Origin of the sequence: Pseudobutyrivibrio sp. JW11, assembly GCF_900115355.1 — a bacterium.
Taxonomy (GTDB): Bacteria; Bacillota; Clostridia; order Lachnospirales; family Lachnospiraceae; genus Pseudobutyrivibrio; species Pseudobutyrivibrio ruminis.
In genome coordinates this window covers 351,134-372,681 of record NZ_FOWB01000001.1, presented here as the reverse complement: position 1 = coordinate 372,681, position 21,548 = coordinate 351,134, and the positions used below count along the sequence as shown (strand labels likewise).

The 21,548-nt window shown below is 37.7% G+C and carries 16 protein-coding genes; all 16 read right to left on the bottom strand.

The features are described from left to right. The 16 genes from BM102_RS01595 to BM102_RS01520 all read right to left on the bottom strand — a co-directional run bounded on the left by BM102_RS01595 (position 1) and on the right by BM102_RS01520 (position 21,543). Positions 1 to 1,701: a phage tail sheath family protein gene (locus BM102_RS01595; protein WP_090478249.1), complete on the bottom strand. Its 1,701-nt coding sequence runs from the start codon at positions 1,699 to 1,701 to the stop codon at positions 1 to 3. A 26-nt stretch (positions 1,702 to 1,727) separates the two neighbouring features. Next, positions 1,728 to 2,120 carry a DUF4280 domain-containing protein gene (locus tag BM102_RS01590; protein WP_090478246.1) on the bottom strand — a complete coding sequence of 131 codons (393 nt, stop codon included), beginning with the start codon at positions 2,118 to 2,120 and terminating at the stop codon, positions 1,728 to 1,730. Further along, positions 2,117 to 2,872, bottom strand: a complete 756-nt coding sequence (locus BM102_RS01585) for a hypothetical protein (RefSeq protein WP_090478244.1) — start codon at positions 2,870 to 2,872, stop codon at positions 2,117 to 2,119. Before BM102_RS01585 ends, BM102_RS01590 begins: the two co-directional genes overlap by 4 nt. Before the next feature lie 40 nt (positions 2,873 to 2,912). Next, complete coding sequence (locus tag BM102_RS01580) at positions 2,913 to 3,494, bottom strand: Pvc16 family protein (protein WP_090478242.1); 582 nt, start codon at positions 3,492 to 3,494, stop codon at positions 2,913 to 2,915. Between the two features lie 22 nt (positions 3,495 to 3,516). Then, positions 3,517 to 6,057, bottom strand: a complete 2,541-nt coding sequence (locus BM102_RS01575; protein WP_090478239.1) for a hypothetical protein — start codon at positions 6,055 to 6,057, stop codon at positions 3,517 to 3,519. A gap of 2 nt (positions 6,058 to 6,059) precedes the next feature. Continuing rightward, positions 6,060 to 8,147 carry a TolC family protein gene (locus BM102_RS01570; RefSeq protein ID WP_090478236.1) on the bottom strand — a complete coding sequence of 696 codons (2,088 nt, stop codon included), beginning with the start codon at positions 8,145 to 8,147 and terminating at the stop codon, positions 6,060 to 6,062. Continuing rightward, positions 8,128 to 9,348 (bottom strand): MORN repeat-containing protein, encoded by a 1,221-nt coding sequence (locus tag BM102_RS01565; protein ID WP_090478235.1) that lies wholly within the window; start codon positions 9,346 to 9,348, stop codon positions 8,128 to 8,130. Before BM102_RS01565 ends, BM102_RS01570 begins: the two co-directional genes overlap by 20 nt. A 4-nt stretch (positions 9,349 to 9,352) precedes the next feature. Next, entirely contained in the window at positions 9,353 to 11,173 is a 1,821-nt protein-coding gene (locus BM102_RS01560; RefSeq protein ID WP_090478232.1) for a hypothetical protein, read from the bottom strand. Positions 11,174 to 11,184: 11 nt separating this feature from the next. Next, positions 11,185 to 12,012, bottom strand: coding sequence for a hypothetical protein (locus BM102_RS01555; protein ID WP_090478229.1), 828 nt, complete (start codon positions 12,010 to 12,012; stop codon positions 11,185 to 11,187). Positions 12,013 to 12,018: 6 nt separating this feature from the next. Beyond that, entirely contained in the window at positions 12,019 to 13,812 is a 1,794-nt protein-coding gene (locus BM102_RS01550; RefSeq protein ID WP_090478227.1) for a hypothetical protein, read from the bottom strand. Positions 13,813 to 13,890: 78 nt separating this feature from the next. Beyond that, positions 13,891 to 14,568: a sensor histidine kinase gene (locus tag BM102_RS01545; protein WP_090478225.1), complete on the bottom strand. Its 678-nt coding sequence runs from the start codon at positions 14,566 to 14,568 to the stop codon at positions 13,891 to 13,893. A gap of 12 nt (positions 14,569 to 14,580) precedes the next feature. Next, the gene (locus BM102_RS01540; protein ID WP_090478223.1) at positions 14,581 to 15,480 is read right to left on the bottom strand and encodes a GNAT family protein; all 900 of its coding nucleotides are present in this window, start codon (positions 15,478 to 15,480) and stop codon (positions 14,581 to 14,583) included. Between the two features lie 2 nt (positions 15,481 to 15,482). Continuing rightward, the gene (locus tag BM102_RS01535) at positions 15,483 to 17,678 is read right to left on the bottom strand and encodes a hypothetical protein (protein WP_090478220.1); all 2,196 of its coding nucleotides are present in this window, start codon (positions 17,676 to 17,678) and stop codon (positions 15,483 to 15,485) included. 14 nt (positions 17,679 to 17,692) lie between these two features. After that, positions 17,693 to 19,045 carry a hypothetical protein gene (locus BM102_RS01530; RefSeq protein ID WP_090478217.1) on the bottom strand — a complete coding sequence of 451 codons (1,353 nt, stop codon included), beginning with the start codon at positions 19,043 to 19,045 and terminating at the stop codon, positions 17,693 to 17,695. Between the two features lie 14 nt (positions 19,046 to 19,059). Continuing rightward, positions 19,060 to 20,460: a hypothetical protein gene (locus tag BM102_RS01525; protein ID WP_090478213.1), complete on the bottom strand. Its 1,401-nt coding sequence runs from the start codon at positions 20,458 to 20,460 to the stop codon at positions 19,060 to 19,062. Between the two features lie 99 nt (positions 20,461 to 20,559). After that, positions 20,560 to 21,543, bottom strand: a complete 984-nt coding sequence (locus tag BM102_RS01520; protein WP_090478211.1) for an N-acetyltransferase — start codon at positions 21,541 to 21,543, stop codon at positions 20,560 to 20,562. Positions 21,544 to 21,548 lie beyond the last annotated feature (5 nt).

Sequence of the window (21,548 nt, the reverse complement as noted above, 5' to 3'; positions counted from 1 at the left end):
TTACTCTTCTCCGCCACCAGCTTCTGATGTAAACTGTGTAATTCTGAAGATTACAAACTCTGCTGGCTTTGTAGGAGCAATACCAATGTTACAAATCAATCGTCCATTCTCAATGTCATCTCTGGTCATTGTATTTGTTCCGATTTCAACGAAGAATGCCTCTGATGCTGAATCACCTGCAAGCATTCCTGCTCTCCAAAGATTGTCAAGGAATGAAGCAACTGTAATTGATACTCTGCTCCAAAGCATTGAATCGTTTGGCTCAAATACTACCCAGTTTGTAGAAGCCTTAATACTCTCTTCAACGAAGATGAATAGTCTTCTAACATTGATGTATCTGAAGCTTGATGAAGAGCTGGCTGTACGAGCTCCCCAAATTCTGATTCCCTGTCCAGGAAGTGCTCTAATAAGGTTTATGCCCTCTGGATTAAGGATATCCTGCTCTGCCTTTGTATAGTTAATTGAAAGACCTGTACAAGCTACTGTCTCGTTAGCTGGTGCCTTGTGAACACCGCGGTTAATATCTGTTCTAGAGTAAACACCAAGAACTGATCCTGATGGTGGGATGTAGCTTGATTTGTTTGCGCTTCTATCAAATACCTGCACCCATGGATGATACATAGCAGCGTATGTGCTATCGATTAAGCTTCTAAACTCAATCAAATCCTTTGGCTTTGAAAGCTTCTCAGGCATATCAAGAACTGCAAATCTACTTCCAAGATTCTCACAGTGAGCAACAAGTGCTACCTGAACCTCTGGAATTGTGATACCAGGAACTGCCATCATGCTAACTGTTGTATTTTCAACAAAGCTCTGGATACCAGTTCTCTGGCCAGGTCCCTTATCGATACCGATAAATGTTCCTGCGTTAACCTTTGAAATGCTTCCATCTGTACCACCTTCCAAAGTGAAGGAAATGCTTGTGGAATCCTTTGCAAAGATTTCTTCCATAGGATTTACGCTCTTTGGATTTCCTGTAACTGTAATAGTTGCAATCTCTGAATTCTCAGTTCTGCTAGCTACATAGTCCTTAGAGCCTTCGATGAAGTTGATTCCTGGATAGTTTTCAATCTGATCCTGATATCTGATTATCATATCAGTTTCTACTAAATAAACTATCTTCTTTGGAATAAGCTCCTTATCAACTACATCAGCCTTGAAAGGCTTTGCTAAAGTGATTTCTCTATCGTATACTCCAGCAACTGTGTTGAATTCCTTTTCATATACGATGATGTCGCCTTCGCTAATGCCTTCAGCGTTCTTTACGCGATATGTTGTATCAGAAATCTTTTCCATAAACTGAAGCTTACGCTTTGTAGTCTGCTGGATTGAAACAACAATCTTATTACCCCATTTACCAGGATTAACAGCTGTTGCTGTAATAAATCCCTGCTTCTTAGAAGCTGCCTTTGCATCATCTGGTGCAACTCTCATTACGTAGCATCTTGTTCCTCCATTTGTGAAGAACTGCTCTACTGCATGAGCTAAGAATCTGTACTCGCCGTGTGTAAATTCACTTAAGAATCCACCGTAGAGTCTAATAAAGGAATTAAAACTGGTAACTAATTCCGGAGCCCCCTGGATTGGTCCCTTTTCTGCCATTCCTACGAAGCCAGCTGTACTTGTGCCAACTCCCTCTATAGCTCTAGGGCCATTATCAATCTCTTCTACATATACTCCGGGTGATAAATATTCAGCCATATAATCACTCCTTCTCTAAAAACTTTTTACTTTACAATAACCTTTGTTTGTCCGCTATTTGCAATTGAAACAGTTCCAGCATAAGCGCACATCAGGCAATCACCTTGACAAACTAGCGCTTTCCCTCCTGATCTGGTTTTCTGTCCACTTGCCACCCATGGTCCTGGGAACACCGGAACACAAGGTTGAGGTGTTAATACTCCAAGGGCAGCCGCTGTTGCCGCTGCAACTGCCGGGTTAGCCAGGCTTGTGCACATTCCAAAGGGTTTAATGCTAGCAATTGGTGCATTATCCATCATCGTAGCAGCAGGCATTCCCTCCACCTGAACTTTTGGATTGGCCATAGCTGTAAAAACAGATGGGGCCGTTCCCATTGTACAAGCAAGAGTTCCACCGCTTACCAAGACTGGACCACTCATTCATCTCTCCTTTCCAATTGTAATTCGCGGGCATTCGAAAAATCTAAAACCTGATACCGTCGTTTTCCATCCACGTGATAACAAATAATCACGTTTTTATCTGCTGTACTGGAGGCCTTTACTCTCAGAAGATATTTTCCATCCTTATCAACCCTTCCAAAGATGATTCTTCCGATTGGGTTTGAGACTTCAAATTCCTCCTCCAAAAGCTCAGTCAGCATCAGTTTGGTTTGTACCTTCAATTCTATTGCCTCAACGGCCTCGAAGCTTAATCCATCTGAGTGAATTAGACCATAGTCTTTTCCTATAAGCTCAACCTTGTGAGGATTTAGAATGTTGACCATTTTCCTTGCCCTATCATATGAATGATAAGAAAATGGTGCTGCTGACGGTACCACTGCCGAAATATCAGTTATTCCTGGCAGTTCCCCTTCTATACTCCACAAACTTGTAAAGTTACTGTCGGTAATCTGTGGAATCATTAAAACTTGTATCAGCGGTCGCATTTCATCAAGCTCTTCATAATTGACATCCACAATGGTGGGCTCGTATCCGTAGATTTCCACTCTTATTTGGCGGTTGAGCCTGGGGCTGTCAATCAGAATGTAATTGCCATTTTGCCTTCTTACCATTGGAAAGATTTTACCGTCCGAATAGAAAACTACTCTTGAATCGGTTATTCCTATTCCAGTGGTGGCATCAAGCAATTCCAAGTCCAAATCCATGCGATGCTTGATAGTTATAAGAGCCATATGATTACCTCCTTTCCTTTAAAAGTTTGATGTAGGGCTATTATTTCTTTTTCATGTCTACGTTGAATGTTGCATCAACAACCTCTGGTGTAGTTATAATATCCTCAGATGACATGAATACTGGGCCAGCTTTGAAGAATAAGCTAAGGTTGTATGGCTTATGCAAAGCCTGCCAAATTCTATGCTTTTCATCTATGGTTATTTTTGCTTGTGAAAATACGATTGGTGGTTCTGGATATTCCAACCATGGCTGCAATTGAACCGGTAGTACCGAATCATTGTCATTTATTATCTGAACTACCTTGCCCAGGATTTTTTGAACATCCAAATCCTTAAGTCCCATCTGGGAACCACCATTTACAAAGATGCAATAGTAAAGCATGTATGGTCTTGGTGGTCTGGTAAGTCTCACTCGACCTTTTCTGATGTTTGGACCAAGAGCTATATCCTGCATTTCAACAATGTCGTACAGGTAAACACCTACTAGGTAGTCAACGTCCTGCGACATTGGTGATGACACCTGAATATTGTTTGATGATGGAATTGGCTCTGGGCACATTTTTTCTCTCATCAGTGCAACCAAGTGGTTACTGCAATCTGAAATAATTGAATAATCTGCCATATTACTACTCCTATAAAACCTCTTACAGTAACTGCATCAGCATTTCCATAATCTGGTCAGCCCAGGTTGCTACCTGCTCAGTTACTACTATTCCATACTCTGTATCTGGTACGTAGTATGCATTACAATCGAAAATTTCCTTTGATGAATCTTCATCCAGGTATACTGTTTTTCTAAATGCCAGTGGTGAATTTAGGTCTAGCACTTCTCCATTAGCATTTTCGTATGTATCCTCGTATGCCACGAAGGTGTAATACTCTCCTCGATTTGAAAGTGTTGCTTTTGTTTCACTGGCATTGAATACATATCTGTAACCAGTTACAAGTGCTATATGTTCCAAATCCAAGTATTCTGGCGTTATCTCTGTTGGCTGTGTATAAATGTAAATGTTTTCCTCAGCCACACATTGGTTAAGCTTGCCAAGTCCGTAGTTGGTAACAAATTCATTACCATAGGTGTTACCAAATTCAGTGGTAGCTTTAATTAATGCCACCTTCTGTCCATCCGACAGGCTATCAAAGCCTCCGCCAAACAAACTGTTAAGAAGATTGTCCAAATCGTCTGCGGAAATATTTCCACTAAATGCATCCTTAGCATCAGCTAAAGCATCACCAACAGCATCCAAAAGGCCATCTATTTCTTCATCAGAAAGCTCTGTACTGCCGGCTATTCTGCCTTTTGCATCATCCAGTGCTTGGCTAACCTGCCCTGGTTTTAATGCACTAAGTGCCGCCAATCCATTGATTGCATTCATAGCCTGACTTGAATTACCTTCATTCAGAGCGTTTGCCAAACTGTTCATCAAATCTGATACAGAAGAATCTGCATTGTCACCAAGCTGATCTGATACTGCGTCTATCAATGCTGCATATCTGTCTGCTTCTCCTAAATCGTTGTTATCTAACGCTGACTGATATCCTTCCTGATACTCATCAAGGAGAGCCTGCAACTCATCGGAGCCACCATCCATGCCACTTTCTATGTCAGACTTAAGTGCCTCAAGGAAATCGATGTAGGCTTGAACTACTTCATGTCCATAATCTTCAAATGCATCTCCCTTTACTGCTGCATACATCTCGTTTGCTTCCTGTAATCTGGCATCGATATATGCAATCATGTCTGTCTCATTCATTCGATTTCGCAGATTGGTAATAAAGAACTGAAGCTCCAGTCTAGTTGATTCTGCATCACTCTTTTGGTCTGAAAGAGCTGCATCTAATAATTCGTTTGTTACATCTTCTGTTCCTGAAAGTCTGTTGTAATCTTCCCCCGCACCAGATGTTGTCTTTGCTTGCAATACTGCCTTTCCGTATGGAACCAACTCATCTGTAAGAAGGGATTTTTCTAAATCTCGTCTATAGCCTACGATTGATTCAGAAATGTTATCCATCGCTGCCAATCGCTGGATATTTGCTTCCCCGGTTTCACCATGTTTAAACACAGGATTTACATCTGAGGTTCTATTGAACTGTCCACCACTGACGTTGTAATAAAGGTACTGTGTGTCAGCGTATTGAGCCTGTGCAAGAATTGATTGTCCCTGAACCAGTTGCTGTGACTCATGATTCGTAAGACTTTCTTCGATGGCCTGGTAAGCATCTGTCTCAGCGTCAACTGCCATTGTGCTTGTAGACTCTGGTGGGTCTTCAAAATAATCTTCATATGGGTCTGGATAATCTCTGTTGTCCTCAGTAGGAGCTGCCAATCGGCTGTTCAAATCACCAAGCCCGTTTTCCTCCAGATTGGTCATTACGTGGGCACGTCTTTCATGGTCTATATACTCTTCTGCTACAAGTATCTGTACCAACTCCTGTAGTGGAATATCCTGATAAGCTTCTGTAAGGTAAAAGCTGTGAAGCTGATCTAATGTGCTATCACAAAGGTTTGTGGTGTCATCCTTAACCTGCGTGTGATAAAAGAAGTAATCAATTGCGTAATACTCATATTCTATGGCGTCAGTCTCCACATCATTTCTGATTGCCTCTTTGTCATAATCGTAAATATTCTTCAGTGCCATTGTTTCTGTTAAATCAGAAATATCGTATGGGTCTGTCGTGTTATAAGGACAAATAGGATTGCCTGTTTTTAAATCGTAGGTAATTGCATCTGATCTAGTTTCGTTTGTAAGACCAAGAGCAAGTATTGTGCTGTCATCAACCGGTGTGCCTGTATAGGAAATATCCGCCAATGCGCTGGCACTTGAAATCTCGTACCACTGTCCATCTCCTAGCTCTGACTTGTAGTAAAGGTTTGATTGGCCTGTATCATTCTGGCTTATTTCTGCCACTTCATATATCTGGTCATTTATAACGCTGATATGAATCAAATGCGTTCCGATTAAAAGAGTGGCATCCTCTACTGCGTCCAGCTGCTGCTGGTTGAAATACACTGCCCTGTCCAAGTTAAATCTGGCAAGAGCAAAGGATACACCTTGCCAAATACCTACAGCTAAAACAATAGTTCCCAGAGCTATTGCCAAGGTTCTTTTTCTTATGGACTTGATTTTACTTAAGAGCTTAATATTTGGTTTATGCTCTTCGCTCTGGTGACTTCTGTTTATCATAATCACTCATCCTCTTCTTCTACTTCCACTTCTTTTACTACTGTAAATTCAGCAGAATTGAAGTTTGCCTGGTATAACAACTCTTTGTTCACATCGTACATTTCGATTTGAACATTATCGATATCCGTAAGAAGCATTGTCAGATATCTGAATTCATCATCTACTGATGTAAGTTCATCGTCGATAAGTGGTGAGCCTGTAGAATCTAAAAGCTTATAGTATTTAATATCTTTGTCTTTAACATCCTTCAGCCTGAAGCTAACCACTCCGCTTTGTGCAGATTTGAAACTGTATCCAGCCACCACTTCATATGTTTTCTTTGGTGACTCCACATATCCATCAGTGATAATCAACTCACCTTCATATGCCCTCGGATCTATATCACAATCACTAACAAATGTATCTCCATCGTATAAACGAATAAAAACTCTGTCCTCTCCGTTTATCTTTCCAATAGCTAAATGTCTGATCTCGTATCCAATAGGAGTACGCTCACCGATTTGTTCATTACCTACCCAAAGTTCAAAATGGGTAATATTCTTATCAAAGTTTTCAGGAATTGAAACACCCATTCTAAATCCATTTTTTGCTACCAGTGTTCTGATATAATACTTTGGACCTGTAAGTGTTTCTGCTTCCAAAAAGCTATCTCCACCAATGGAGTTGTAAAGTGCTGCATCTCCTGAAAGAAGATAAAATGTGATAGCTCCACATGTGGTTCTATCGTATGAATAAAGCGCTCTCGTATAATCATCAAGGGCCTTTAATGTATTCATCTGAGTCTCTTCATAGCTTGTCTGTAAATCTGTATATTCTTCATATGTCAGCTTTCCTGATTTGTTCAGAAGATATGCATCATCAAGCTCTACGGAAAGTCTTGTTTGATCCTTTACATATGCTTTGTATGTATTCCTTAGAGTCGTTATATTGTCAAACCCTGATGTAAGGTTGGTTTCTAGCTGATTTTCTATGGATACTCTTTCCTTATGTGCTGACATATATTCAATTAATGAGTCATAACAAACATAAGGATCATCATCAATGTATCTGATACCATCTAGTGTCTTCTTAGTCCATTCCTTAGGGAAGCTTATCTTGATAAACCATCCAATCTTAATTGTTTTTTTACCTACCCAGTAGGAATCTATCTGCTTTAAAAATGCTGCATAAGCTTTTTTGAATTGGGTTTTATTAACCTCGCCTCCCGACATGATTGTGTCGTAATAAGACTGAATCATGTGTATATCTTTAGCGTAGTGTCCTTTGTAAAGATTAAAATTTGTTTCAGCTGCTAACTTCTCTACCTCCTCAATAACTTCTGCTTCATAAAGAGCTCTATCTCTATCCTTTGTGTAATCAATAATATTGTCTAGAAGCGCTCTGTCTAATGTACTTTCCACGTAAGGAGCAATATATGTATAAACCTCAGCTGGAATTGTAAGATTGATTATCTTTCCAAGCTCCTTTTCACTGGTTGCCTTTGTATTTTTATGTGATGCTAATGACGTAGTCAGATTCTCCTTTTTAGTATTCATCTTGTCCAAATCTGACTGCTTAGCTGTTCCTATAACTACCTGAAGCTGTGTGGTGCCAATCTGTTCTTCTAGAATTTCAAGCTGTGCTGTCTCGTATTTAATCTGTTCCTGCAGGGTATAAATCTTCGTATAAAGATTTCCTGCAGTTTCATAAACAGCGAATACTTTATCATCCAGCTCCTGTTCTATCTTGTCTATCTCTGCCTGCTTTTCTATGGCAGTGAACTGATAATCATAGTTTTCCGCTTCTGTTGGTTTTTGTGGAAGCTTGAAGCTTAAAAGTGGAGACCAGCTGAAGCTTTTGATTTTTCTATACTTTTCATACGCAGACTTTACAGCTGATTTGTATTGAATCTGTGCCTGGTCATATTTTAGAAGTAGTGCCTCCAAATCCTCGGAGTTGGCCAGTGCCAGTGCCTTTACAATATCTATTGTTAAAGTATTAGAACCTGCGGCCTCTATCCTTGGCACACTAATCGAGTTGCTCAAAAATACTACAATCAATATGAAAGCTATAGCTTTATTTATACGAGATTTAGTACATAGCAACTCCATAAAATCCGAAATCCCCTCTCTTTTCAGGACAGAAGAACTGATACTCTATTCCATCCTTTAAAAAGGTGTAAAGGTAAACTGTTTCATTTCTGGAATAACCAGTTACATTAAAAACATCATTGTTGTTACTCTGTGATAGATTTACAGTCACACCTTTAAATGTGGTGTCTCCGCTTTCTACCATTTTTTTGATGGCTATTTGCTCTGAAAGCTTAAGCTTTGTATATCCCTGATAACTTGGTGTGCCAAAATAATTGATTAAATCTGACACGCTGGACATTCGCTTGCCACCAAAGCTGATGTAATTATGGGTAACGTAAATAGTGTCCACCATAATCTCATCTTCTAAGTTTGTGTCTGAGCTATCTCCATAATAAACAGCATCTATATCCTTAAGGCTTGCAACAAATTGATTGTTGTCCCCCAGGTAAAACTCTGTAGTTCCTGAATATACGCCGCCAATTTCAGCTGTAGACTTGCCAAGCAAATCGCTGTATACCAGCTCATCCTGGCTGAATAATCCTTCGTACACCTGGTTTGAACTGGAATTATAAAGAATTCCATGTCCATCCTTCTTTCCCTTTGAGAAGGAACCTTGGTACTCCATGCTTCCATTGGCTCTATAGAGAGTTCCTTCGCCTTCATATAAATTGTCTGCAAAGGTTCCCTCGTATTTAAGAATGTTTCCTGGGTAGTAGGCTTTGCCTTCTCCCTGAAACTTATTGGCCTCAAAATCTCCTATATAAACTGTATCTCCCTCTTTGCTATAAAGAGTTCCCTTTCCGGTAACTGCACCTTTTTTGACGTTACCCTCATAAGCTATATATCCTGATTTTGCTTTGATTTTTACATTGCCTTCTGCAAATCTAAGTGGAATAGCGTTGTAATAATATTCTCGAATCCCCGCAACGCTCTTGAAAGAAAATACTGGGTTTAAAACCAGCAAGTAATACGCACACAATACACCTACCGCAAGTACTATGAAGTAGATGAGCCGCCTTGATACCAACCATTTTGAAATGGTGTAGTAATCCTTTTTGTGCCGCGGCTTAACCGAAAGTGTTTCGGTAAAGAACTTTCTGATTACCGTAGTAACTTTGGTCTTAACATATGACGGTGTGGTCCACAGTTTAAACTGTGTATATATGCCCATCACCCTGGATTTAATGGCATTAATTAGAATCTGTAAAATATTTTCCATTTATTTACCTTTCAGCAAATAGGCTATAATCATATTCCTTTTCGCCAGCAAGCTTTAACAAATCCTCACATGCAAATACATACCATTTAGCAATTTCATCGTCGCTATCCTGTTTAAGTATTTCTGTGAAAATACTTCTAGCCAAATAAAAATCGTTGTGATAGTACATTGATAATGCTTTTTTGAACTGCTCTCTGTTGGCAAGTCTTCTCTTTCCAACTGCTGCAGGTAAAACATCAAGTACTTCATAAAGATTCATGTTACGTCCATCATTTGAAAGATTTACATATCCTATACATCTGGTCTTTATACTGTCGTCTACGTAAGCAATCATTTGCTCTGTCATGACCATACCTACGTTGTATTCCTGGATTTTCTTTGTTACCCCCTGAAGAAGCTCCATGTCCTCAGAATCTATATAGGTAAATGCCTGGTCATTGGTTCCAGCCACACCAAATGTAAGCTTTGTTTCATGTAGCAATAAAACTGGATTTCTATTGCTAAGTTCCTTTACTGTATTAGAAGCGAAGTTGATTGCTTTCTTTGGATTGTCCTCAAACAAGAAATGCATTGTTCCAAGTGTAGGTTCTCCAAATAAAAGCACTCCGTCGTTCTCTACCTGATTGTCGCTGATGGTTGCAAAGTCTTTGTTCATTTGCTCCACCAACTGAAGTTCGCTAACATCTCTGTTCCACTGCATACACAGATTGACAATGATGCCTCGCATTTTTTGATTCTCTCCAGGATTAATATCAAGCATGCTTTCTTTGTTGAGAAGTGCTGTGATATTCTTTGGAGCGAATCTGGAATATGCTAAAAACATTTTGTCCCTGGTATAGTTAGCACGTTTCTTTTCCTCTAAAACATCCTTTGCTGCCAACCAGATTCTCTCGTAGTCTCTATTGACCTTTGCAGGTATTTTTACATTGGTATCGCTTCCTCTTGAAGCGCTTTCCACAGCCATTACAAGTGTTTGTAAATCATCGTGTTCTCTCTGAGTAAAGTTTAAAAGAACTATGGATACAGCCACCCAGATAATGACTATTGCAAGGAAATAGATTTTGTTTGTAACAAAAAATGTGCCACAAACAATTGCGTATATAGCCATCTGCTGCATTGCAAATCGTTGCCATACAAATGAATTTGTTTCTCTGTAGAGGTAAACAAATACAAGCAGTAACGCTACCGCCATACCGACCATAAGCATGGCTATAAATAACCTAAGACCGCTAAGTGATATTGCTACTAGCAGTCCCTGTGGAAATGGATTAGGAAGGAACCCTAACAACGAACTATCCTTAAGGTTATAGTCCTGTTCCACTATTTCGATTGTCTTGTCATAAATGGCTGCACAATTATATTCAGAAAACTGAAGGAAATATCTTACTCCCTCCCCCTCTGTGGTAGATTTCATTACCAAATACAGCTGATCATTCAATACGAATAAACCATAAGGGTCGTTTTCTGCCACACCTGAAATTGTGTAGGAATCTGTGTTTTCATAGTTTTCATCAGACACAACTATTGAAAGCTTATCTCCTTTATAGAGAAGATAATGGCTTCCTAAGATTGCCATTCCTGATAATGTGCCATCAGCGTATTTTGTGATATTAACTGGTGCTGAAGCCATCTTACTTGCTGAAGTCAGCTCATAGAGATATGATCTGCTTGTATCACTTTGGACAAACATGCCATTTTCCTCAGCGGTACTAATGCAACCAGCAATCTTGTCCTTAGTAGGCACTGCAGGCAAAGCTATCACTGCAGCGGCTATAATCCATATTAAAATTGTAGAAATGATTCCATAAATCACATATTTTTTCATGACTCACAACCCTACTGAAGCATTGTCTCAGTTCCAATTTCTTTGAATGGATTAAAGAATAATCGTAAAAAAGGTACTCCCCCTGTAAAGATCTGGCTAATCACCATGATAATTACAAGCACTAAAAGTAATATGCAAAAAACTAATAGTATTCTAAATAGTATTTCTTGGTTTCTTTTGAACCATCTTTTAATTCTGACTCTCAGCTTATATTTCTTGGCTGGAGCCTCTGCCATATGCACATCCTTGTATAATTCAATGAAAGTGTTATAGCCATTGCGCCATCTTTTCGCCGATAAAATCATGTGAGAATTTGCTTTCTTTTCCACAAATGGATCAAGCATCTCCAAAAGAAGTCCAACGCATTCATTGGCACAATCTCTTTCCTTTATCTTTTCCGAATAATCCGTAAAATCGATACAGTAATCAAAGTAAACACTGTTGTCCTTTGCCAGATTTACTCTGCTCTGGTTAAGGATCAAATACATAACCGGGAATGGAATTTTCGATGTCATACACTCCATCAAAAGCCTGATGCAGATTGCTTCACCTTCATTTAATGTCAGACTGCTTCCATTATAAAAATCTTTCAAAGGTCTAAAGTCTCTGTATGGAAACAAGAAATACATTCTATTTCCTATAGAGAACATTTCACAGCCCTCATAATTTCTAAAATCACGTATAAGCTTTTTTGCCAGGGTGTGGTCCTTTATCTCCCACAATGTATAGCGAGTGCCGCCTGCTTTGTATTTGCTTTCGCAAATATGAACTGCATTAACCGAATTATCTATGGCAGTATATATGGAATTTAGATGATGTTGGTTAGATACAAACTCCATATAGGTTTACTCCTGTTTTTCGTTTACATCCTTTTTGACTATCGCATATGCGTATGTGCATACAACAGGTATATCTGTAAGTGAAATACGAATCTCGTATACACCTTCCTTATTAGGTGCTGTATAAACACCCTCAGAAGTAATCTCGCCACTGTTAGGCTCTGTCAATTCGTATGTCACACCGCTCTTTTCAATTCCTGTGAATTCAACGTCGAAGAAGTAGTTATCCTTAAAGCCAAGAACCACTGTTGGAGTGGTTGCTGCAATGGAAATATTTTCAATTTCCTGCTCAAGTCCAAAGTCATCTTCTGTTGGGAATTTAATAGCTGTCCATCTAAATGAAAGAATCAGCTGATCTACATTTTCAAGTAATGTAGCTCCTACAATAAAGCTTCCTTTATCATTGAGAACCTTCACTGCCACGTCCACATTTGGAAGTGCATTATCTTTATCTCTAAAGATATTTGCCGCGCCATAAATGGTACTTCTATTGTCTCCAGGTACCACTGAATTGCTGTCGTACACTTCAAATCCAACGTCTACATAAACATTTCCTTTTCCAAGTCCATGTAGAACTTCACCAGAGAAATGAGTTGTACCCTTGGCATTATCATCTCCAAGTGGTATCTCTACTATTCCGCTGGCAATCTGTGGTGCTCTTGTATCTCCCACATGCTCATATCTAACAACCTTACCTGATTCGTTTTGATAATCCATTGGTGCGGATTGCTGTTCTTTTGCAAAATTGCTGGTGTACTCTCTAGTAAGATTTTCGTTCTGTGGTATTGTTATATACTTTTTAACATCTGCTTCTATCACTTGATCAATGATGTAAGCCATGTCTGTTTTTACCAGCTTTATCTTTGCCAATGTCACATCGTTCCCCTGACCTGTGGCATTTCTCATTTCCAGACTAAGCTTTCCTGCATTTCTAGCTGCCAAGCTTTCTGGACCTTCCTTTAGAATAGAAACATCAATTGTACCTTTTACGGTAACTCTCTTTTGCTCTCCAAATATGGTTATCTGAGTTTCCTTTAATATCAGTTCTGTACTGTCAATGGAGTTGTTTTCTGCCTTAATCCAAAAATCTTTATAAATAACCTGCTCAGGGTTCAGCTTTAATTCAGGAATGTTGATTTCCATTTCATGATTGCCGTCGCTTGTGGTAAATACAGGCATCTGCAATATTCCCTGGAACGCAACAGGCACGTTCTTGTCGCCTTTTCCTGTAAAGGATAAACGTATACGAGAATAAATTCCGGCACAGTTTTCAGCTGGAAGAGATAATTCCACCAGCACATCATCATTCTCATATACTTTAGTAGAACGATAGAATTCATCGTCCAACTGCAATGCACCAAATTCATCTGACGCATCTTTCAAAAACAGTTCGTATCCCTCATGCATTCTGTTGAATTCATAAGCCTGCTCTCCAGCAGTCTGATTCAAAGAATAAACAGCATGAACCGGTTCTTCTTTGTAGCGGATGCACAAATATGCTTCATCAGAAGAGAGCTTGTCAAAATCCTCTATAGCAGACAGCTTTTTTACTACAGATGATTCAACAACGATTTCTCTTCCGCTGCCATCGATTGCAACACCGCTTTCAATTAACAGAGATAAATCATCCAGACTTACCACATTAAGGCCGCAAACAACTCCACTTCCGAACATCATATTGTTCAAGAAGCGTCTCTTATTGTTCATGTATGTTTGCTCTGCTTCAAAATCTACACTAGTAAGCATCTTTCCAGTGTAATAACGATTTCTTTCAAAAGGTAACAACTGATTATTTCTCATATTTAGTTTCCTCACCCAATACAGTTTACTGATACTAACATTTTAACATCGGTATGTTCAGACTTTTCTAAAAGTTTCTTAAAGATTTCTGTTAACCGGTAGTAACATCTTTACCGTAAAACCTTTTCCCACATCAGAAACTACATTTATAGTCCCTCCGTGATCCTCGATAATCTGATACACAAAATACATTCCCATACCTTGTCCTGGCTTTCCTAAGTTGGTTCGACTTCGATACCCCTTTTCGAAGACATGCTCAACCTCCGCCGCTGGCATCCCCTTACCATTGTCTTTATAGACAATCAGTATGTTGCCGTCATCCGCCTCACTGACAAGGACATTAATTTCCCCTTTTTTCCCCATGTACTTAAGTGAATTTTCAAAAAGATTGTAAAACAATCTGATGAACTGCCACCGATCAGCAGTAATAAAGATTTGATCTTTCGAACCTACAACATTTACGGTAATTTCATTCCGGGTTGTAAAATCCTTTACATACTGGGACACTTCTCGAATTACATCCAGAATATCTACCGTTTCAAACTTGTATTCAATTGATAGCGAGTCGTTATCTATTACAAGCTTCAGTATGTTGGAAAGATATTTGATATTCCCACAGATTTTTGTTACAACCTCTTTCTGCTTATCCTCGTCTAATTTGCCTTCCTCCAGCAAATCCCCATAGCCTTGGATAATAGAAAGAGGCATGCGGACATTATGCGATAGCAAGCTTCGCATCCATTTTACGTCATCCATTCGTTCTCCTTTTTATTGTTTTCCCCAAGTAGTTATGTCTATGTCTATGTTGTAGTCATGCATCATTCTATCTAACTCAATGTCTTTCTTATAACTTTGTGTCACCAACGATGCATCTTTGCAAAATGTCGATATAATTCCAAATACATATGGATTATCAAAATCTAAAAGTACATCTTTAAACCCTTTATCCCTTGCTGCTGTTGCAAATCCTTTAAATAGTTTTCCAATTTCACTAGCCTTGAGATTTGCCACCATATAGAAATATGCCTCAGGTCTTCCCTGATACTCATTAGTCGCAAGAATAAACCCTTGTACATCACCAGCATCGTTAAAAAGTATTTGCGTTAAGTCATTATCAATTGGTTTTATAAATAGCTCTTCTGCAGATATCGAAAGTCCCGTTTTCTTAATATCATTAATGAACCATCCAAAAACTTTTTTATCGCACTTTGACAATGGTTTTACATTACTGCTTAACGATAATTTTGAATAACTTCCTTCAAAAAAACTGTTTACAGATGTTTCAAATATGCCATAATCAAAATTCGGCACTTGGATAAACCCCATATGTTCTAAGAAATCTTCTAAGTGTCCACCATCAGTAGAAAAATTCTCGCAATCCACAGTTATGCTGGTTATTTCTTTAATTGGATATAATGCATTCTCTAATCTTTCTATAAGTAGCCTTCCACCTCCTAGCCATCTATAGTCATCGTCAATATAAATTGAATCAATAACAAAGACATTAAAAATGGCATGTCCAACGAGGCAACCAATCGCCAACTCTTCGTTTAACTCATCCTCATCAGTAAGCCCAATAACTATATAATCATCACTTATTTTCGCAAGAGTTGATTTCTCTATTAAATTTTTGAAAACACTGTACTCATTAGTGATAATTGTTTCCATGATTACCCCTTACTTGTTTTGTAATCCTTTTGAACTTTCCGAATTTCATCGTCTAGGTTTTCAATGTATATCTTATTGTTAACAGGATTGCTTTCTTTTTTTAGTCTTTTAATAAGTTGTTCAACATCCTCCTTGTTTTTCACCACCTCTGCTGGCTTCACTTCATTGTCAATTTTAGAGTTTAATTCAATACAGATTTGATTAGCTTGCTGTATTTCATCATCTTTTAATTTCTTTAGCCTCTCTATGGCCTCCTTATAATGAATTTTTCTAGCTTCTAACCTCAGCTCCCTTTCTTTAAGATAATCGAATCTTTTATTTTCTGAGTACATTATCTTTTTATAACTAGCTGATTGTATATCTGAACGTTTATTCATTATAAAGTTTTGTTGTTTTATATATTTTAATTCATCCTCAATTTTTTCCTCGCCAATCTCCTTTTCCAAAATAGAGATTCTTTCCTGAATAGACATCTTGCTATCCCAATTTGGCTCCTGCGGCTTTTCAAAATCCACATATGTGCCTTTGTATATCTTTGCTTCTGCCTCTTCATATAGTTTATTTATTTTTTCAAGATCTTCTTCTTTTTCAATTTGCGATAAAAGTGCAGGGTATTCATTCATTTTGTTAATAATTATTTTTTTATTATCGTTATAGCCTTCCAATTTGAGTCGATTTTCCTGTTGCTTCTGATTTTTTTCTATTAAACGCTCACCACTTACTGGCCCATGTACATGACTTGTTAATAGGTTGTATACTTGCTTGTTTAAAAAACTTTGTCCATATTTTCGATCTGACGTATCCATGACATCATCATTTAAGTAGCCTATTAAATACTTATAAATATAACTAGTTTTCTTTTCATTTGAAGATATGTTCATCTTCATGTCACGAATTTTGTTTTCCAAATCTATCTTAGCATTACTTTCGATTGGGTCCTTTTCAGATAGATTTTTCCCCATATTTTTATAAATCTCTATATCTGACTCTTGACTTCCAATCCTATCAAGATATGTAGCATATTGCTTTACTAGCTCATCGATAAGATAGCTATATGGTCTATATTTATCAATATTGCTATTGATTGCATTTTGTATATCCTCAACACTTTTTATATCATTCTTATCACAATAGACTCCCAGGGTATTTTCCCCAAGTTCAGCATTCTCTAACTTGATATTTTTTTTCTTTTCAAACTCTTGCATTTTCAACTGTGTGTATACTTTATTTACACCTTGACTAATAAATGCATTCTTCATCTGTGGATTCTTTACAGCATGAATTACCCCAGTCATTTTATCTTCAAGTAAATCTAAATTTTTCTTCTTTATAGTCCTAAACTCTTTACTTTCAAATGCTCCATCTTTAGTAAGCTGTACATTATCATAATAAGCAATAGCAGCCTCAGCGAAGTTAACATAAGTATTCAGATAAGTAACTTTTGATTCTGCCTTTAGTAATAAACTAGTGTTTTCTAATTTGATATCTTTTTTATATATTCCAGAACCTTGTAACGTGCTTTTGTACTGCTCAAGTAACGATCTTAAGCCGATTACATCTTTGAAATGTGCTCGAATATAGTCTTTTGAACACATATCAGCTGTAAGTGGGGTATCTACTATTTTTTGAATGATTTCCAGTGTGTTTGGCTCAGTATTCTGTCGCTTTTTCCCCATAATCTGGTTGGATTCTTGAGCTTCATGTTGCTCTTTTTCCATACTCTGGTAGACTTTTTGAGCTTCATCTAATTTTACCTTAGGTTCTTTAACAAATTTCTTTTTTACCCAATGACATAGCTTTCCAAAAATGCCTCTTTTAGGTTTTAACTTGACAATGCCTTCAGTGTATTCACGGGCAGGTTTCACTTTAACCTCGCCAAACATATCTACCCTATCCCTAATTACAGGCAATGCGACGTTCATATTTTGAAGAGCAAGTAGCTGTTTATGCGTATATTGTTGTAAATCATCATTCATATATGATGGATACTGATTTTCACTTATAAAAGAATCAAAAACATTAACTTGCCCCGTATTGGTTTCTTCTAAGTTATCTTGCTGTAAACCCAATTGTGGTTCTGGCTGCTCTTGATTAATGTTATTAGCCTTCTCATATTCCGCATTTATATTAAATGCGTCCATATTTTCTTCTAGCTCCTCATTTATATTGATTTGCTTATTTAACATTAAATCACTCATAGGCCTACCCCTAATTAATTAGGTACTAATCCAGCGTTATCCTCTTCCGCTGGAGTATAATTAAAAACGTATGAACTCGTATTGCGATATGGTCCAAAAATCATCGCGGTATAATTTATTTTTCCATAAGCTCTGGTAGAAGCATATTTAAGCCGATTATCGCTCTTCATCAGTTCTCCAAGTGACGTTGGACCATTTACATACGTTGGCGCATCAAACATTGCTTCATAATGTGCCATCCATTCTTTCGGAGTATAAGGACGTATCAAAGTAAATGGCGACTTGTTACTTCCACGCATCTTATTAATAGCCTTTCCAATCAACCAAGGCACAAGCTGTATAGACATTACTGCTGTATTAAGCACATTTTGGACCATACCTAGGGTACAAGCTGCAACTGCAGCTTTTGAAACTGAAAACGAATTACTTGCAGAGTATTTTTTCTTTTCTTCTTTTGCCGCATCCCTTAACGCCGAAATAGCTTTAGCTCTAATTTTTCCTTTTTTTGTAAACCTAAATGATCTATGGCCAATATAATTGTCACATGCTTCTATAAGTCTATTAAGGTTAACTGCCACATTGTCGAAATCATTATAATTCCCTTGTTTTGAAACTGATCTATCATAATAATTTGCTGCTTCTGAATTAGCACTAACTTCCTCTACTTCTACCGGACTATCGTGTCTAGCCCCCTTCGAGAACTTATTAGATAACTTTTTTAAGAATGGGGCAGGCTTTACATTACTCCTATTTTTTTGATAATCATTCAATGCAGCCTTTACAGCTATCATTTCTTCCGAATCATCTACGCATACCTCGGTAAATAGACCATTCTGTTCCAAAAGTTGTGAACCTTTTGCATGCTCTATTCTTTCTAATTCTTCTGCAATTTCCTGGTCTCCCATCCATTTCATAAAAGCTTTTTCTTTTTTGGTTACACTATATTTTGCACCTTTCTTGTCCTTTTTCTGATGCTTTTCTAATGATTCATATTTTATATTTTGTGTCTTCACCTTAGATTTGAAAAAATCTGTAGACTTCTCATATCTTTCCTGATACACCGGTACCTCTACATTCAATCTATGATGATGATAGTCTTTAAGCTTTTTCCATGTTTCGTCATCAAATTTTCCATTTTTATAAGACTCATCATTAATGATTTTTTGGATTTGTTGATACTCATCTTTATCAAGATTTAATACTTGAGCCTTCTTCTCCATCTCTTGCTGCTGGTTATACTTTTGTAATTCTTCATCAGGATCTAGTCTGAAACCTGTATTTAATTCTTCGTTTACCTCATCCTGAATAATATTATTTTGAATAATACTCTCATCCAGTAAATTCTTATCATGCATTAAATCACTCATAGACTACCTCCTAACTAACTCTGAAGGACAAATTTCTCAAATAAACCATCAAGTAAAGCTCTATCGTCCGGCTCTAAATAATCAACAAAGTTTCCTTTTACAACAACCTCTTCTTTTAGGCTATCGTATATTTCCTGAGTAAACGCACCATCTCTTTTTACAGAGAATTTAAATATTCTTTTGATTCCATGCCCCTTAAATACCTGATCTGTTAATGCAGCAATCTTCTCATCTCGGATTACATATTTCACTATGGTTTCCGCCGTATATTTTCTTGCGGCTAAAGCTGCTGCATTTTTTGCCAATATAAGCATTGCAGGTGAAATAGTGTTATCTGTACTCTGACATATGTCCAGTTCTAATTCCTGTGCACCATTCTTGTGAACGAACAATGCGGAAATATTATTTTTCTGCTGTATAATCCCTGACAACTGTGGATCATAATACTCTCTGTCTACATGATATTTATAGTAATCATTGTCATCACTATTCTTCTTTTCTAATACCTCCATTATCTTTTTGTATTCTTCATCACTGAGAGCTGATAATGGTGTAATCCTAGAAGTATCTACATTTATAAGCTTTACATACTCACTCTTGGCTATCTCTTCAAGGGATACTTCTACTTCTGGGCTATATGTAAAATCTGAGAAGAAGTGCCATCTTTGTAAGAAGTATGTTAAAGCTTCGATATTTCCAGCCATTGGACTTACATCACAATCTACTATCTCAACCTGTGCGTTGTTTACCTCTGCAAAAAACATCGCCATCAACTCATCAGCAACACCTTTATGCTCATACTTTTGGCGGACATTTAGCCATAAAAGATTGGCGCATATCTTTTCTATTGAAGCGTCTAATGACTCTTGGAAAATGATTACACCAGCTGGATTTGTAACACCATTTTCTCTACGGACAGCACCAAAGGTAAAATACTCTGGTAGTCCGACCTTATCTTGAAGCTCTGCTGGAATCAATGGACCAAAAGCATCCAAATCATCTTTATCAAGTAAGAAGATATCCTTTAGCTCCATTTCATAATCCATAAAATATTCAAGACGTTCTGCACCTACTGCACTCATAGGACTAACAAGCTTTACAAAATAAAATAGGTGAGCCATTAAATCATAGTAGAAAGGTGTGAGCTCCTCCATTATTTTGTACTCTTCTTCGTTGCCAATGCCTTCTTCCAAAATCTTGTCTAAATCAACGCCTTTTGCTCTTATTTCATCCTGCTTTTTATACAGTTCGTTTTGGCGTTCTCTGATTTTTTCTCTAAGCCAATCATCATCTACAGCTGCCCCAACAGGGTCTTCCAAGCTCAAGTAAGATATGAAAGTAGCCAGCTCATCGCTATCTAATAGTCCTTCTAAATCTTTGTTAAAATCCTCATCTACCTTAATAGCCTCACCCATATCCCTTCTCCTCTCTTAACGCAATACTAACATCTATTTGCGTATACTTTTCTAAAGATTTCCTAAAGATGTCTGTTCTTTGAAATTCCCCTTTTCGAGTTACCCCTGTTTAACTTCTTCTAATACTTCGTATGCCAAATCATCCCATTCAAATAATTTTGGTTCCTCATCTAACTGCTCTATGAATTCATAAATACTTGCAACTAAATATTTTCCTGGATAGTTGTTATTATTGAACACCTCATTTAACAGCTTCTTTAGCATTTCATAATCAACTGTATCCTCTGGGTAAAGATACCAGTCGTACCCCTGTGGCTCCTGACGTAACAAGAATCTAACTGTTGTGGTATCTTCATAAGATTTTTCTATCAAGGATTTCCATTCACCAAGAATTTTCTTACCTTCATCAATATCGTGAGCAGAAAAAGCAATAGGATATAAAGCACCACCCGCTTTTCTTGCAATAATACCGCCCTTTACCTCTTTATCCTTCATCCATAGAAAACTACATTTTTTATCTATATCTTCATTGTTATGATCAAACGGATACGTAAATACGGTATTATCCAATTTCATGAAATCAAGGAAGTTCTTCTCTAAACTATCCTTTGGAATTTTTGAAAATGGTACAGCAACACCGCCCCCGTTATTCTTTTGCAATCCTACGTTTAGGTCGCCTATAGTCGAATGCCATTCTCCAGGTGCCACTACTTCTTCAGTAAATAATCTATCCTTAAAGTAATGGTCACAGGCATTAACAAAAATATCTGAGTATCCATTTACATACGCAAAAAGTTTACCTGTACCTAGGTTGATGGCCAAATTGTATGCCTCCACTAAAAGCTTTTCACCTACACCGCACTGTCTAAACTTTTCTCCTACGCAAAGCCACTCGATAACCATACCCTGTACATTTACAGAGCAAATCATTAACCCCATAGGGATATCTACATCCTTTTTCTTGTTGTGAGCAAAAGCCCCCACTGCAAAATAATTATCAAAGTTGAGTCTCTCCGATAACATAAAAGGATCCATATCACTAAAGTATTTTAATTGGTCAAGTTCAAGCCTTATTATTTGCATAAAAA